The following is a 17,108-nucleotide window of genomic DNA, read 5'->3' as shown; positions in this document are numbered from 1 at the left end:
GCCGGTCAGGGATCGGTGCGCATGCCGCGTCCGGCAACCATGCCGACCAGCCCCGACAGCTTGTCCTGAAGCATCCGGCCCGCAGCGACGGCGATTCCCAGCCCCGCGCCAAGCGCCAGCAACAGCCATGTCAGGCTTAGCCGTCGCGGATTGTGCGACTTGATCACCGGGACCGAGATCACGGGCTGCACGTCCAGCTGCTTTTCCAACTGAGCCGACGTGCGGATTACGGGGTTGAGCACTTCGAGCAGGAACGCCAGCCCCACCGCCGCGATCAGCGATGCGACCGCACCCATTAGCGCCGTCTGCTTGCGGGACCGCGACACCGGGTTCTCGGGCACAAGCGCGGTTTCCAGCACTTCGAACCGTTCGGTCTGTTGCTGGTCGGACAGGGCCTGCGCCATCTCGGCATCCGCCTTGCGCCGGGTGATGACGCTGTATTGCTCTTGATACTGGGTCTGCTGCCGCAACAGCGCGTTCAATTCCTTCTCGACGCCCGGACCGTTGGCGATCGCCGTTTCGATCTGCTCGACCCGCTCCATGATCAGGCGTTTCTGGTCTTCCAGCAGCGTGACCTGGCGATTCAGTTCCGCCTCGCGCACGCGGGAGCTGTTCGATTGCAGTTCGACGATCTGGCGGTCGATGTCGAGTTCGGTTTCCTTCAGCGTCGCCAGCCGGTCGCGTTGCGACGCGATGCCCGACGGCAGGCTGTCGGCATTGGCCTGCTTGAAATCGGCGATGCGCGATTCCAGCGCGAGGATTTCGTCGTTGATGCGGGCGTCTTCTCGCTGGAAGAAGGCCACCGCCTCGCGCGCGCGGACCTCGCCGCGCGTCTTGCCGAATTCCACAACCTGGCCAAGGAATTCGTTGGCGACGTCGGCGGCAAGCTGGGCGTCGTCCAGCTTCACGGTGATGATCAGGCCCGAGGGCGTGATCGTCGGCTGGAAGCTTTGCGCGGCGTTGGTGATCTGCGTCAGCGAGGCCGAGATGCGCAGGCGATAGACCTTGTCACCGATCGACAGGTCCGCCGGTTCCGGGAACAGGTCATACTTGTCGATGATGCGGATCAGGTTGTCGCGCGCCATCAGGCGTTGTTCGATCAGGCGCAACTGGTGCGCCGCATCCGTGCGCTGCGTTGTCGAGGTCGGCTCGGCGATCTGCGGGCTTTCCAGCTGGATGACCGCCGTGGCCTCGTAGATCTTGGGGCTGTTCAGGGCGAAGTTGAGCGCAACCGCGCAACCGACGACGAAGACGAGCGCGATCACCCACCAGCGGCGGCGCAACATCGAGAGTGCTTCGGTGACTGACCCGATCTGGTTCATGTCGTTCTCCGCAAAGGGCCCCCAATGCGCATCGATTCGGAAACCGCAGGGTTGCCCAAATCGTGACAAGATTTAAGCGATTTGCCGCAATTTTTCCATCTTTTAGCGGTGTTTCGCCGAGAAACAGCGCGTTTCCCCGGTGGAAATCCCTGCCACATTTCAGGGGCTTGGTGTGCCCCGCGTGGGTCTAGGCCCGTCGTCTTGCACGCATGGCGCGTCGTCGGGCCATCATGTCGCCTCGCGCCGCGGCGCGGGCATTGGCGGGCGGGTGCGCACCCTGTTCCGGCGCGGGTGCCGCATCCTGCCCGATCCGGCCCGCCAGCCCGCCGAGGGTGGGGAAGCGGAAGATGTCGGTGATGCTGAGCGACGGCAGGTTCAGGCGCGCCTTGATTTCACGATGCGCCTGCACCGCCAGCAGGGAATGGCCGCCGAGTTCGAAGAAATTGTCCTTGGGTCCAATGCCCTGGACGCCCAGAACATCCTCCCAGACCTGCGCGATCTGGCGTTCGATGCCGGTGGTCGGCGGGGCCGAGGCAAGGCGCGGCCTGACGGTTTCGGTGGTCTGGTCCGGGGAGGGCAGCGCCTTGCGGTCCACCTTCTTGTTCGGGGTCAGCGGGAAGGCGTCTAGCCGGACAAAGGTCGACGGCATCATGTAATCGGGCAGGGCCGACAGGCCCGATTTCAGCGCGTCGTCGGTGGCCGTGCCGGTGTGATAGCCGACCAGCCGGATGTCGCCCGGCGTGTCCTCGCGTGCGACGACGGTGGCTTGCGTGACGCCTGGCACCGCCTCCATCCGGGACTCGATCTCGCCCAGTTCGATGCGGTAGCCGCGCAGTTTCAGCTGGAAATCGGCACGCCCGATGAATTCGATATGCCCGTCGCCGCGCCAGCGGACGAGGTCTCCGGTGCGGTACATCCGTCCGCCGTGGAACGGGTCGGGCAGGAAGCGGTCGGCGGTCAGGTCGTCGCGCTGGAAATAGCCGCGCGCGACGCCATCGCCCGCGATGTAAAGCTCGCCGGGGGTGCCGACGGGAACGGGCTGCTGGTCGTCGTCCAGCACGTACATGCGCTGGTTCTTCAGCGGGGTGCCGATGTTGACGACCGCCTCACCCGCCTGCGCGGTTTCGGTCGAGGACCAGATCGTCGTCTCGGTCGGGCCGTACATGTTTTCGATCGTTGCGTCGGTCGCGGCGTTCAGGTCGTCGACCAGCGCACCGGGCAGGGCCTCCCCCCCGATCATCAGGTGTTTGACGCCCTTCAGCGCGAACCGCGCCTCGTCATCCGCCGCGATCATGCGGGCCATCGAGGGGGTGCATTGCAGGTGCGTGACCTCGTGGCGGAGGAGTTGCGCGGCGATGGAGAAGTCATCCTCGGGGATGCGGTTGCCCACGTTGGCCATCTGCACCACGTCGGCCAGCGGTTTCAGACCGTCCAGCACCTGCGGCACCGGGATGCCATAGTCGATCAGGCAGGCAACCTCGGTCACGCCGATGCGCTTCAGCTGCTCGACCCGCGCGGTGGCGTCGTCGATGGTGCCGAAGAGGCCCGAATCCTCGAAATAGCGGGTGAAGGCGAAGTCGAGGATGCCTTCCATGTCCTCTTCGCTGACGCCGCCCAGGTCGATGTCCATCGGGTTCTTGGCGTTCTCGGGCCGTTTGAAGGCAGGGAAGGCCCAGGCGTAGGCCTTGATTAGCGCGGCGGCGGAGCGGAGATAGTCCTTCATCGGTTCGCGCGCGATCTCGCGGGCTTCCTCGCGCGTGTCGGCAAGGAAGGTGTGAAGCATCAGGGTGACGCTGTGATCGGCGGGGTCGTGGCCGTTGTCGCGGAGCGCCTGGTGGTAGATCTTGATCTTGTCGGCGACCTCGTCGACCGACTGGCCCAGCAGGTGTGTCAGGACGTTCGCGCCGATCTCACCGGCGTCCTTCCACGTTTGCGGGTTGCCAGCGGTGGTGACCCAGATGGGCAGCGTTTTCGACACCGGGCGGGGCTGGGTGACGACCGCGTGGGGCGTACCGTCGGCCTTGGGGAACTCGACCGCCTCACCGGCCCACAGCTTGCGCAGGGTGTGGATGCTGTCGAGCATCGCGGGCTTGTTCGCCGGCGGCGTGTTTTCGGGGCGCAGGACGAAATCGTCGGGTTGCCAGCCCGAGGCGATGGCGAGGCCCACGCGGCCGTTGGTGAGATTGTCGATGACAGCCCATTCCTCGGCAATCCGGGCCGGGTGGTGCAGCGGCGCGACGCAGGATCCGGCGCGGATGGCGAGGTTCTCGGTCACGGCGGCGACGGCGGCACCGGTCACGGACGGGTTGGGGTAGGGGCCACCGAAGGCGTGGAAGTGCCGTTCGGGCGTCCAGATGGCTTTGAACCCGTTCTGGTCGGCGAATCTCGCGCCTTCGAGCAGGAGTTCGTATTTCTTGGGGCCGACGCCGTCATCGTTGCCCCAGTAGAAGATGGAAAAGTCCATGCCGCGGCCTGTGGTGCCAAGCCGCCCGGACGAGATCATCGCGCGGTTGTCGTCGCCTGACAGCACCACCTTGAAGCCGCGGGCAAGGGTATAGAAAAGCTCGAGCACCGAGATGTCGAACGACAGCGACGTGACGGCCAGCCACGTGCCGCCGTCGTCGTGGTGCAGGCGGTCGTCCATGCCGGCAAAGAAGTTCGCCACGTTGCGATGTTCGACCATCACGCCCTTGGGCCGCCCGGTCGAGCCGGAGGTGTAGATGAGGTAGGCGAGGTTGTCGGGCGTCACGCCGCTGTCGGGCGCGGTGTCGGGTTGCGAGGCAAGGCGCGGGTCGGTGTCGAGTTCCAGCACCTGCGCGTTGTGCGGCGGCAGGTCGGGCGCGAGGTCGGACGTGGTGACGATGACGGGCGCGCCGCTGTCCTCGATATAGAGCGCGACGCGGTCGGCGGGATAGTCGGGGTCGAGCGGCACGTAGGCGCCGCCCGCCTTGAAGATCGCCAGCGCCGCGACGACAAGGTGCGGATTGCGGCGGGTGTGCAGACCGACCAGCGTGTCGGGGCCGACGCCCATCTGGCGCAGCACATGCGCGGCGCGGTTGGCGCGGGCGTCGAGGTCAGCATAGCTGAGCGCGGTCGCGCCCGAGACGAGCGCGGTTGCGTCGGGTGTGCGCGCGACCTGTTCGGCGATCAAGTCATGGATGCAGGCGGGCGTGACGGGCGCGGCGGTGTCGTTCCAGAGGGTCAGAACCTCGGCGCGCTCGGTGTCGGACATGGTGCCGCCGTTCGACAGGCGCTGGGCAAGACGTTCGGCATCGCGGTCGGACAGGCGGGCGCTGTCATAGGTGACTTGATCGGCATGGATGGTCAGCGCGGTGCCGGGGATGTGGGTGCCGGTGCCAAGCCCGATGGCGGGCGTGGTCAAGGCAAGGCCGGGATGGCGCAGGGCAATGTCCTGGGCGAAGGCTACGCCGTCATTCGGTTCCGGTGTCCAGTGCGAGATGTGACCGTCGAGGCCTTGTGCCGCATGTGCCAGCGTCGTGCCGGTATCGGCCAGCGTCAGGGCCAGCGTGGCGGGATCGCCGGGCAGGGTCAGCGGGTGCTGGCGGATCTCGCCGCCCGAGGTACCGGTATCGGCGGTCAGGGTCACGGGATCGGCATGTGTCAGCGCGTTGGCCCAGCGGGCGTCCTGAGCGGCGGCCTGTGCATAGGCGCGGGTCAGCGTGTCGCGCATGTCGGGGGTGGGCAGGTCGATGACCTGACCGACGGTCAGGTGGTCGAAACGGGCCGCTCGTCCGTCCTGATGGACGGCCTCGCCAATCTCCAGCGCGTCCTTGCCGCAGGCGATGCGCAGGGGATCGGTGGACAGGATCGTGCCGGGGACGGCGTCGGAGGTGGTGACCGATGCCTTGGTGATCGTGACGACCTGACCCGCGATGTCGAGTTTCGCGGTGGTGAGCGGATTGCGGTACGCGCCGTGGTCCAGCGCGCGGACGGTACGTTCGAGAACCGCCGCATCAAGCCGGGGGTCCAGCAGGCCGCCCGCATCGGGGCGGGCATCGCGGGAATAGACCGTGCGCTGGTCGAAATCCTGCGGCGTACCGGTGGTGTCGCCCGACGCGATCGCGGCGATCACGCGGGGGAAGGAGGTCAAGGCGGCCTCGTATGCCTTGGTGTTCAGGGTCAGGGCGGTGTCGGTGGAGGAGATGTCGAACATCTCTTGCGCGACGATGTTGCCCGCATCGACGCCCGTGGTGATGTGGTGCCACGTGATGCCGTGCTGCCCTTCGCCGTTCAGCAGCGCCCAGACGGGTGCGTTCAGGCCCGCGTAGCGCGGCAGTGGGCCGTCGTGGAAGTTGATGGCACCCGTCGCGCGGGCGAGGACCGTGTCCGGCAGAAGCCGCAGGTTGGCGATGGAGAACAGCCAGTCCGATTGCGGAAGCCGGTCGGCCAGGTCGCTGCCGGGAGCCTCGACCGTCAGGCCGGTGCCTGCCGCCCAGTCACGCACGGAGTCCGAGGCGGTGACGATGGCGGTAATGGCGTGGCCGGCATCGGTCCACTGGGACGCGCATTGGATCAGCAGAGATTCGTCGCCGATAAAGATCGCGGTGGGCATCAGGCGTCTCCCTTTTGCAAGGACGGGGCGGGGCGGCGGATGGGCATCAGCGCCGACAGATCATGCGCGATCAGGTCGCGCAGGAAACGGGGAGGATCGGCGGGCGGCTTGCGCTGGATCACGCGCCGCGCGCGCCACAGAAGGCCGCCCGCGACATGCGCCAGCGTGGCCATGACCGCGTAGGCGGTGCCGTGGTTCTTGGTGAAGTAGTGCCAGCGGGACGCGAACCAGTAAGGCGGCGTGCGGGTCCAGCCTTTCATGCCGGTGGACACCGATCCGATATGCGTGACCTCGCTGTCGCGCACGTAGACCGTGGGCCACCCCGCGCGGGCGGCGCGCAGGCAGAGGTCGGTTTCCTCGAAATAAAGGAAGAACGTCTCGTCGAAGAGGCCGATCTCGTCCAGCACGCTTTGCCGCATCATCAGCGACGCGCCTGCCAGCCAGTCGACCGGGGCGGTGGTGTCGGGCAGGTCCATCGGCACGCGGCGATGGGCGAAGATGCGGCTGATGGGGCCGAAGCGGGCTGCGCCTTCCAGCTCGCCCGCGACCGACGGGAAGCGGAAGGCGGTCACATGCGGGTCGCCGTCGGGCCCGTGGATATAGCTGCCGGCGAAGCCGAGCGTCCTGTCGCCTTCGAGCGTGTCGTAGAGGCGGCGGATGGAACCCGGATCGGGAAAGGCATCGGAGTTCAGGATATAGACGTAATCGGGCGCGCTGCCGTCCGACAGGCCCGCGCGGATGCCCACGTTGTTGCCCGCGCCGAACCCGCCGTTGCGGTCGGATGCGATCACGCGCACGGGCCAGCCTTTCTCCGCGACATGCGCCTTGATCGCCTCGAACGACCCGTCGCCCGAGGCGTTATCGACCACCACCAGTTCGGCGGGCAGGTCGGCCTGTTCGCGCAAGGCGGCCTCGACCGCGCGCAGCGTCATGTCGGGCGTGCGGTAGTTCAGGACCACCGTCAGAAGGCGCGCGGGCCGGGTCATTCCGCGGCTTTCGGCGGCGAGAGAGGTTCGGCCTGGAGGCTGTGTTCGGCCTCTTCGATGCAGGCCTTCATGCGGGCGGCGAGCACCCGGACATTCGGTTCCAGCACCATCGAGTCGTGGTCGCCCGGCACCTCGAACACGGTGACGTCGGGGATGTGCTGTGACCAGTCGTTGTCATCCAGCAGGTAGGCGCGTTCGGAACTGACGAGCGCCCCGCCCGAAACGGTCCACTTGCCCACGAGTGGTGGGCGGAACAGCACGAGCCGCCCGTCCCACGGCCGCACATGGTACTGGTTCACGGCATCCATGAAGGCGGCTTCGATCGCGGCGTTGTGGAACCCGTGATCGGGGGCGGCATCGGGCACGTTGCCCGTCCGTTTCGCGATCTCCCACCGGATGCGGCGCAGCGGCCATCCCAGAAGGTGGGCAAGGCCCCCCTTGCGCAGGTCCTGCGCGAAGATGAGCGCGCGGTCGACGGGCTTGAGCGGGCGGCGCACCGGCAAGGGCGTGTCGAGCATGGCGAGCAGGCTCACCGTCTCTCCAGCCGCTTCAAGCTGCCGCGCGATTTCCAGCGCGGTGATGCCGCCGCCGGAAAACCCGCCCAGAAGGTAGGGGCCTTCGGGTTGTACCGTGCGCATCTCGGCGATGTAGTCGGCAGCGGCGGTGACAAGGTCGCGGTGCGGGGCCTCGTCGCCGTAAAGGCCGCGCGCCTGCAGGCCAAAGAAGGGCCGGTCCGCACCGATCAGGTTGGCGAGGTGGCGCAGGTTCAGCACGTTGCCGAACATGCCCGCGACAAGGAAGAATGGCGTCTTCGGTCCGCCTTCGCCGTCATGCATGGGCACGAGGTGCGTATAACGCCGCGCCAATTGCGCGGGTTTTTCGTCGCCGGTTTCCGCCTGTGTCGCGCTGGTGCCCGTGTCGCCCGTTTGCGCGGCGATCAGCGCGGCGCAGGTGCGGATGGTGGGTGCCTCGAACAGGACCGAGATCGGGAATTCGATGCGGTAGGCTTTCTTGACCATGGCAAACAGGCGCACCGCGATCAGACTGTGCCCGCCAAGATCGAAGAAGCTGTCCTCGACACCGACATTCGACACGCCCAGCAGGTCTTCCCAGAAGCTGACCAGCGTGCGTTCGATATCCGTTTCCGGCGCGACGTAATCGCTGTCGAGTTCGGGGCGGTCGAATTTCTGCCCGTCGCCGTCAGAGGTGATCCCGGTCGCGGCTGTCTGTTCCGTCAGCGCGTCAAGGTCGAGCGAGGAGACGATGACCTGGCTCAGCCCGGTGCCCAGCGCGCGGCGGAAGGCTTCGGCGCCCTCGTGCGGCAGGATGCCCTGCGACAGGTTGTGGGCGAGGCGTTCCTCGGCCGGCGACAGGGGCTGGTTCGCGGGATCGGCATCGAATTCCAGTTCCGCCGGGGTCAGGCGCGGGGCCTGACCGAAGGCGGCGACGCTGTCGATCCGCTTGATGGTGAAGCCGCGCACCTCGACACAGACATTGCCGGAGGTATCCGCGATGGTGACGTCGAACTGCGCCACCGGCGCGTCTGTCGAATTGTCGCCCGCGCTGCGGACCCAGCTGACGATGTCCTGCGGCAGCGGGCGGAAGACGCGGATCTGCGGGTACGATACGGGAACCCACAGGTGGCTCGCCTCGTACCCGTCGATCAGCGACATGGCCCAGCCGGTTGCAAGGTCCAGAAGCGCGGGGTGCAACAGGAACCCGTCCGTCAGGTCAGAGGCCGCCGCGTCGGGCAGGCGCAGCGTCGCGATGCCCTCGCCCGTGCCATAGGCGGTCGAGGTGATGACGCGCCAGCGCGGCCCGAATTTCAGGTGCGCTTCTTGCGGCGACCGCAATGCGCCATCTTCGCGGGTGGGGCAGCGGCCAAGAATCGCGCCCGCGTCGATGGGGTCGGGGACGGCCATGGGGACCAGCGCCAGCGTGGCCTGCGCGTGGGTCTGCCAGCCCGTGCGCCCGTCCAGCCGGGCGGGGGATTGCACGTCCATCCCGTATCCCGCCTTTTGCCGCTTCAGGCGCAACCGGGCCTCTTTCGGCGTGCCATCCGGCACGTGCAGCGGACGCAGGAAGGTCAGATCGCGGATTTCGAACGGGCCGGTTTCGCCGTGGGCCGACAGCGCCTCTGCCGCGAGTTCGATGTACCCGGTGCCGGCCAGGAGCGCGTCGCCCGTGCCGGTGCGGTGTTCGTCCACCCACCAGTCGCGCGCCGCGTCATAGGTCATGTCGAATTGGCGGTGCCCGTCCGCGTCGAAGGTCGCGGTGTCGAGCATCGGTGCGGTGACGGGCCGTGGTTCTGCCCTGGGGGCGGTGCCGGTGCGGGTCGCCACGGCGTCCGCCGCCATCCCGACCTCGTTCCAGATGCCCCAGTTGATCGCCACGACGCGGGTCGCGTCATCGCGGCGGGAGGTGGCATAGGCGTTGAGGAAGGCGTTGGCGGCGACGTAGTCGACCTGACCCGCCGGGGCGGTCACCGTCGATGTCGAACTGAACAGCGCCATCCAGTCGAGCGATCCGTCTGGGAAGGCTTCCTCGATCACGTGCAGGCCGTGGATCTTGGGTGTGAAGACCTCTTCGATCCCGGCGGGCGACTTGGCAAGGAGCGGCCCGTCATCGATCACGCCCGCGGCGTGGATCAGGCCCGATACCGGGCCGAACCGCTCTTCGGCCTCGGTGCGGGCGCGGCGGATGTCTTCGATGTTCGACACGTCGGCGGCGCAGACAAGCACCTCGCCGCCCATGGCTTCGAGCCGTTCGATGGCGCGGATGCGGCGGCTGACCGGGTCCTGCGGCCCGTGGCCGCGCAGGTGGTCGGCCCAGTCTTCGCGGCCCGGCAGGGGGCTGCGCGACATCAGGACGATGCGGGCATCGTGGCGCTGGATCAGGTCCTCGGCGATGGTCAGGCCGATCCCGCCGAAACCGCCGGTGATCATCACCGTTGCGCCGTCCGCGATCTGCGGACCACCCATCACGCCCAGATCGGCGGCGCGGTAGACGCGTTCGAACCGTCGCGGCCCGCGCAAGGCGGCGACGCGAGCCGATGGCCTCGCCAGAAGTTCTTCGAGCAGCGGCAGTTCAAGCGCGTCGAGTGCCGCGTCGTACGCCGCCCGGTCGCGTCGTTTGCGCGGCAGATCGGGCAGGGTGATGTCGAGCGAGGACGCGGTGAACCCCGGCGCCTCGCGCGGCAGGACGCGCAGCGGGCCCTGCGCGGTTGCATTTTCGGGGCAGGGCAGGGGTTCGTCCCGGACCTGCTCGGCGCCCGTCGTGACGCAGGTCAGGTGGATCGGTTTCGGCAGCGCCTCTTCCTCGATCGCCTGGGCGAGGAACAGCAGCGAATAGAAGCCCTGTTCGATATTGCGGTGGAAGAAGGACGAACCGGGCCGGAAGGTCCGGGCATTCGTGGCCAGCCAGAAATGCGCGATGCGTTCGGGCACCATGCCGCGTTGGACGAGGTCCTGGATCAGAAGGTCATAGCTTTCGCGCCCGCGTTCCGGCGCGATCACGTAGGACGTGTCGGTCTCCCGCTGGAAGCTGTCGCCCGCCCGCACCTCGACCACGGTGTGCCCCGCCTCGGTCAGACGCCGCGCCAGGCGGTCGGCGAGCCCGGCGTCGTCCATGAACATCAGCCAGGTCAGGGGGTCGATGCCGTCCAGCCCTGTTTCGATGTCGAACGGCGTGTCGGCAAGCGCCGGTTTCCACGCGGGTGTCGAGCCCCAATCGGTCACCGTGCCATCGCGCATCAAGAGGTCGGGCAGGGCGGTCTGCGGCTTGCCGGGTTCGATGAAATAGCGCTGGCGCTGGAACGGGTAGGTCGGCAGCGGCACGCGGTTGCGACGCGCCTCGCCCCAGATCTGGCCCCAGTCGAAATCGACGCCCAGCGCCCACAGGCGGCCCAGCGTCGTCATGTGGTAGATGTCGTCGGGCGTGTCGTCCTGCGGGTGGCGGAGGGAGGAGAGAACCTGCTGCCCCGGCACCTGCCCGTGCTGGCGCGTCAGCGAGGACAGCGCCTTGCCCGGCCCGACTTCAAGGAAGACGCGGTTCGGCTCGGCCGTCAGCGTCGTGATGCAATCGGCGAAATGCACGGTGCCGCGCAGGTGCGCGACCCAGTAATCGGGATCGGTCGCCTCGTCATCGGTGATGAACGCGCCGGAGCGGTTCGACACGAACGGGATCTGTGGCGGGTTCAGCGGGATCGACTGGAGGTAAGCGCGGAAGCGGTCGAGGATCGGTTCCAGCATCCGGCTGTGCGCGGCGATGTCGATGGCGATGCGCTGGCAGTCGATATCCTTGGCCCTGAGGGTCTTTTCCAACCCGTCGAGCAGGTGATCGGGACCGGACGCGACCGACAGGTCGGGCGCGTTTACGGAGGCGAGGTCGAGGTCATCACCAAGGTACGCCTGCAACTCGCCCGCAGGCAGGTTGACCGACAACATCCCGCCGGCAGGCACCGTGTCGAACAGGGTGCCGCGCAGGTGGACGAGGCCGATGCAGTCTTCGAACGACATCACGCCCGCAAGGCAAGCGGCGGTGTTTTCGCCCATCGAATGACCGACCAGCGCGGCGGGGGTCACGCCCCAGCTGATCCACAGCTGCGCCAGCGCGTATTCGGTGATCATGATGAGCGGCAGTTGCACGCTGGGTGTCTTGAGCCGCTCGTCAGCCTCTTGCGTGGCTGCCTCGCTATCGGGCAGCCAGAGCGCGCGAATGTCGTAGTCGAGCTTGGGTTGCAGGATATCAAGCCCGCGATCCATCCAGTCGGCGAAGACGGGTTCGGTCTCGTAAAGCCCACGCGCCATACCGGCGAACTGCGCGCCACCGCCGGGGAACATGAAGACGGTTTCGGGATCGGGCAAAGCGGTGTGCGTGAAGACGCGGCGCTGGTCGCCCTTGGCCAGCAGGTCGGCGGCCTCGGCAGCGGTTTCGGCCACCACCACACGGCGCTTTTCAAAGGCGCGGCGGCCCTCTTTCAGCGTCCACGCGATATCGGCCAGATCAACGTCTGTCTCGCGCAGGTATCGCGTCAGCGTCGCATCCACGTCTTTCAGCGCGGCCTTCGACCGCGCCGACATCGTGATCAGCTGGAACGGCCAGTCGGATTGGTCGGACGCCGGACGCTCAGGCGCTTCTTCGAGCACCACATGCGCGTTCGTCCCACCCACACCCAGCGAGTTCACGCCGGCCCGGCGCGGCCCCTTGTGCGAGGTCCAGTCCGTCAGCGCGGCGTTCACGGCAAAAGGTGAGGTTTCGAAATCGATCGACGGGTTCGGGGCCTCGTAGCCCAGCGACGGCGGCATCTGCCGGTGATGCAGGCCCAGCGACGCCTTGATCAGGGACGCGACCCCTGCGGCGGTGTCGAGGTGGCCGATGTTCGTCTTCACCGAGCCGATGCGGCAGAATTGCGCCTCGTCCGTCGTTTCGCGGAACGCTTCGGTCAGTGCGGCGACCTCGATCGGGTCGCCGAGGTAGGTGCCGGTGCCGTGGCATTCGACGTAGTCGATGGTGTCGGCGGTGACGCCCGCGATGGCCTGAGCCTCGGCAATGGCGGCGGCCTGGCCACCCACGGACGGGGCAAGGTAGCCCGCTTTGTCCGCGCCGTCGTTGTTGACGGCCGATCCCTTGATGACGGCCCAGATGTGGTCACCGTCCGCGATGGCGTCTTCGAGCCGCCGCAGAACGACCGTCCCCGCGCCGGACCCGAACACCGTACCTTGCGCGCGGTGGTCGAAGGCGTGGCATTCGCCGTCGGGCGAGAGGATCTCGTTTTCCTTGTAGAGGTAGCCGCGCCCTTGCGGGAACTCGATGGTCACGCCGCCCGCCAGCGCCATGTCGCATTCACCGTTCAAGAGCGCCTGACAGGCGTAATGCGCGGCGACCAGCGAGGTGGAGCAGGCGGTCTGTACGTTCACCGACGGCCCGGTGATGTCGAGGAAGTGCGACACGCGGGTCGACAGGAAATCCTTGTCGTTCCCGGTATGGCGCAGCAGGAACATGCCGGTCGATTGCACCAGGTCGGGGTTCGAACAGACGTTGAAATAGAAATAGCTGCCCATGCCGCAACCCGCGAAAACGCCGATGGCGCCTTCGAAATTCTCGGGCATGTGGCCCGCGTTTTCCAACGCCTCCCACGCGGTTTCAAGGAACTGGCGGTGCTGGGGGTCCATGATGGCGCTGTCCTTGGGGGACAGGCCAAAGAACTCGCCATCGAACATGTCGAACCCGTCGAGATGGGCACCAAAGGGGACGTAGTTCTTGTGATGGATCAGGGCGGCGGGTTCGCCCGCGTCGATCAACGCGTCCTCGCTCAGTCGCCTGATCGACGACCTCCCGTCGCGCAGGTTCTGCCAATAGGCTGCGATGTCTGCCGCACCGGGCAGGTGGGCAGCCATTCCGACGATCGCAATATCGCCGGACGTGTCCGTCGGGTTCGTCATGTCAGTCATCAAGGGTCCCGGTGACGCCATGCCAGATTCCTGTACCGGGGAAATGCGGAATAATTGCGGCAAATTCCCCGGATACCGCCCCGATTCCCCCTATTTTCTTGAGGATGGGCTCGAATGGAGTGTCGCTTGGGCAACGGTGGAATGACAAGAGCGGGATTGTCGCGCGTGACGGAACGGTAATGTGGCGCGTGGATTTTCCCGGCTGGATCGTAGCCTCGGCCGATTAGAACGCCGCCAGTTCGGCCACCGCATGGGCGTTGAGCCAAAGCGCAAGCAGGCCGATGGCGATGCCGAGGACGGCAAAAACCGCGTCGTGCAGGACGTCCCAAGCGCCCATGTGCCGGGCGAGCCAGATGACTACAGGGTAGACGGCGACCATCGCCACGCCTTGCCCCAGAAGCGCGCCGAACAGGCCCGCCACCTGGTACCCGACTACCAGCCCCGCGATCATCAGGACGGCGCGCGCCACGGCGAGGACAAAGAACCTTCGACTGTCCCCCGCCGCCAGCGCGGCTTGGTCATAGGTCAGCGCGATCAGCATCGGGATCTGCATCACCGCGATCACCACGACGACCGGCCCCGCCAGCGCGTAACGCGGGTCATAGAGCAGATCGACAAGCCAGACACCAAGGCAGGCAAAGACCGCCTGCATCAGCAAAAGAGCCGCGGTGACCACGACGCGCATCTTGCGCAGTTTCAGGAAATTCGCCCGCGACGCCTTGGGCGGTGTTTCGCGGTAGATGGGGATCAGGATCTTGCGCGTGATCATGCCGCCCAGAAGCAGCGGGAAGGAGGCAAGAAAATAGGCGATGTTGTAGACCCCGAACGTGTCGAGTTCGAGCACTTTGCCCAGCACGATCCGGTCGCCTTGCGCAAAGAAGAACCCGCACAATGTCGACAGGAAGACCCATTTGCCGAAGTTGATCAGTTCATGCGCGGCGGGTTTCTCCCACCGGAAGCGGTTGTTCGGCCCCGGAAGGAAGCGGCGGAACAGCACCAGTTGCGCAGCCGCCGCCATGAGGTAGCTGACAACCAGCGCCCAGACCGAATTCCACCAAAGCGCCAGCGCGACCGCCGTCACGATACCGACCAGCTGCACCACGATCTCGATCGTCGTGACCCGGCCCAGCACAAGATGCCGGTTGGCGGTGTCCTTCTTGGTCGGGTCGCAGCCGTTGATGATCAGAACAAGGCTCGCGACCGGCAGCAGGTAGACGAGGTCCGGCTCGCCATAGAACCACGCCGCGGGCCATGCGAGACCGCAGGCCACGACCCACAGCGCCACGCCCCGGATCACCTGGATGGTCCATGCCGTGTCGAGGAAATCGCGGTCGTCCCCGCGTTTCGACTGCATGATCGCGGGCGTGACCCCCACGTCCGAGAACATGGCGAGACCCATCAGGATCACCACGATGATCGCCATCATCCCGAAGGCTTCGGGAAACAGGATGCGCGTCAGGATCAGGTTCGACGCAAGCCGGATCGCCTGGCTGGCGCCGAAGCCGGCAACCGTAAGCCCGGCGCTGCGAAAGATGCGCGCGGTCAGGGACGATCCGCGAAGGGCAGAAGTAAAGCTCATCGCCCCCGGCTCCATCCCGTCGCGCGGTTGCGCGTGGCCCGTACGGCCAGCGCCACGGCACCGTACACGGCGAACCCGGCTGGCGCTTTCAATGCGGCGGCCAAAACGGCACCGGGCCCGAAACGCGGCTTGTCGTCGTTGGCCATCAGTGCTGGGTGTGACCGGGCCAGTTCGTCGACGCCCGCGTTCTGCCGTCGCCGCACGCGCACCAGCGCGTCCCATCCTTCGACCAAGGGCCAGGAATACGGCGCATCGACCCCATGCCGTTCCTGTGGCGCGAAATTCAGCCGTGCAAAGGTGTCGTCGGAAATGATGCCGGGCCAGTCTCCCCACCGGGCGCGCCCGGCGGCGTTCACGGCAAACAGCCCGCATCCCGGCACGCCATGCGTCATGAACGGGACCTGCCTGTAAAACCGGGCATAGGCGCGGGTCACCCAAGTCCTTGCGCGCGGGATGGTGACCCGTCCGCTGGCATAGGCCGCGTCGGGCCGGTCCAGCATGGTCACGAGACCGCCCATCAGGGCGGGCGAGATCTCCACGTCCGCGTCAAGGTAGATGCGGACCGGGTGCAGCGCCGCCGCGTCGCCCGCATTCAGCGCGCCGGGCTTGCCGCCTTCGGGCAGGTCGAGTACCTCGAATTCCCAGCCGCGCGCGGCGAAATCGGCGGCCTTTGCGCGCGCCTTGGCCACGGTGTCGTCGGTACAGCCGTTGGCGACCACCACGCATTGCACCGGCCCATCATGGTCCGACTCCAGAACCGCGCGCAAACACGGCCCGATCATCGCCGCCTCGTTGTGGGCCGGGACGATGACGCTCGCGCCCGGCGGTGCCGGGTGTGCTGTCGTGACGTCAATATCTGTCACCTGCGGGAGCGTCCTTCTCAAATCTGGCCAGACCGCAGTATACATGTAACTGTGGTCAAAGGATGGTGCGCGTCACGATTTTTTAACCGAATTCCACCGCCCCGTCGTGGCACAAGGCGCAACATGCATATCGGAATTCTCATCCCGCAATTTCCCGGCCAGACGCATATCTTTTTCTGGCGTGAAATTCTTGCTCTCGAAGACCTTGGCGTCACGGTCACCATATTCTCGACCCGCCGCCCACCCGCCGGCATCGTGTCGCATGCCTGGTCGGACGAGGCGATGGCGCGCACCGTCTACCTTGGCGACATGTCGGCGACGGATGTTCTGGGCGGCCTGCCGTCCCTCGCATGGGGTGAGTTGTGGCGGCAGGTCGGCAAGGAGGGCGTCGCGGTGCTGAAGGATGCCGCCGTCAGCGCACCCGCCGCGCGGAAGCTGATCCGGGAGGCGAAGGCGCGCGGCGTCGATCACCTGCACGCCCATTCCTGCGGACGGTCCGCCCTGATCGCCGCGCTGGCGCATCGCGCGGGCGGTCCCGGTTACGGCCTGACACTGCACGGGTTCCTGCAGGATTACGGCCCCGGACAACCGCTCAAATGGCGCAACGCGGCCTATGCCACGATCATCACCCGGTCCCTGATGGAGGAAACCGCCGAGGCGCTGGGCAACGACATGCCCGACCGGACGGTCGTGCAGGCGATGGGCGTCGATACCGACGCCTTCGACCGCGAAGCGCCCTATGTCCCGCCCGAACCGTCGCAGCCCGTCCGCCTGTTCTGCTGTGCGCGTCTCAACCGGATCAAGGGGCACGAAGAGCTGATGCAGGCCTGCCGCCTGCTGATCGACCGCGGGGTCGACGTGCGGCTGGACATCGCGGGCGAGGATGACGTGGGCGGCACCGGGTACCGCACCCGGCTGGAGGCCGAACTGGCCCGCCTGAACCTGTCGGCCCATGTGCGCCTGCTGGGCGCGATCGACGCGAACGCGGTGCGTGAGCGGTTGCTGGATGCTCATATCTTCGTGCTGGCAAGTTTCGCCGAACCGCTGGGCGTGGCGTACATGGAGGCGATGGCCTGCGGCGTGCCGACCATCGGTACCGATGCGGGCGGCGTGCCGGAACTGATCCGCGATGGCGTCGAAGGCGTGCTGGTCCCGCCGCAGGATCCCAAGGCGCTGGCCGACGCGATATCGCGGCTGGCATCCGATCCTGACACCTGCCGCGCCCTCAGCGTTGCGGGCCGCGCGCGGATCGTCGAGAAGTTCCGTGCCACGCTTGGGGCGGAAACGATCCGCGACCTGACGGCCGAGGCGCTGGGCACCCACGCCTAGACCT

At 67.0% G+C, this 17,108-nt stretch carries 7 protein-coding genes; 1 reads left to right on the top strand and 6 read right to left on the bottom strand.

The window, feature by feature from the left end:
- Positions 1–5: 5 nt before the first annotated feature.
- From ATO11_RS09950 to ATO11_RS09925, 6 genes are all read right to left on the bottom strand, one after another.
- Entirely contained in the window at positions 6–1,322 is a 1,317-nt protein-coding gene (locus ATO11_RS09950; RefSeq protein WP_050530720.1) for a GumC family protein, read from the bottom strand.
- 187 nt (positions 1,323–1,509) lie between these two features.
- Complete coding sequence (locus tag ATO11_RS09945; RefSeq protein ID WP_050530719.1) at positions 1,510–5,895, bottom strand: MupA/Atu3671 family FMN-dependent luciferase-like monooxygenase; 4,386 nt, start codon at positions 5,893–5,895, stop codon at positions 1,510–1,512.
- The gene (locus ATO11_RS09940; RefSeq protein ID WP_050530718.1) at positions 5,895–6,881 is read right to left on the bottom strand and encodes a glycosyltransferase family 2 protein; all 987 of its coding nucleotides are present in this window, start codon (positions 6,879–6,881) and stop codon (positions 5,895–5,897) included. Before ATO11_RS09940 ends, ATO11_RS09945 begins: the two co-directional genes overlap by 1 nt.
- Complete coding sequence (locus ATO11_RS09935) at positions 6,878–13,333, bottom strand: type I polyketide synthase (RefSeq protein WP_050531091.1); 6,456 nt, start codon at positions 13,331–13,333, stop codon at positions 6,878–6,880. Before ATO11_RS09935 ends, ATO11_RS09940 begins: the two co-directional genes overlap by 4 nt.
- A 223-nt stretch (positions 13,334–13,556) precedes the next feature.
- A complete protein-coding gene (locus ATO11_RS09930; protein WP_110553653.1) occupies positions 13,557–14,912 on the bottom strand; it encodes an oligosaccharide flippase family protein in 1,356 nt (451 codons plus the stop codon).
- Positions 14,909–15,775 carry a glycosyltransferase gene (locus tag ATO11_RS09925; protein ID WP_278044291.1) on the bottom strand — a complete coding sequence of 289 codons (867 nt, stop codon included), beginning with the start codon at positions 15,773–15,775 and terminating at the stop codon, positions 14,909–14,911. The genes ATO11_RS09930 and ATO11_RS09925 overlap by 4 nt, the downstream gene beginning before the upstream one ends.
- A gap of 123 nt (positions 15,776–15,898) precedes the next feature.
- On the opposite strand from ATO11_RS09925, the gene epsE reads away from it, so the two are divergent.
- A complete protein-coding gene (gene epsE / locus ATO11_RS09920) occupies positions 15,899–17,104 on the top strand; it encodes an exopolysaccharide biosynthesis GT4 family glycosyltransferase EpsE (RefSeq protein ID WP_050530716.1) in 1,206 nt (401 codons plus the stop codon).
- Positions 17,105–17,108: the final 4 nt, after the last annotated feature.

Source organism: Pseudaestuariivita atlantica (assembly GCF_001205715.1).
GTDB lineage: Bacteria > Pseudomonadota > Alphaproteobacteria > Rhodobacterales > Rhodobacteraceae > Pseudaestuariivita > Pseudaestuariivita atlantica.
Note: the sequence above shows the minus strand (reverse complement) of the source record. Positions and strands in the feature narration are given on the sequence as shown.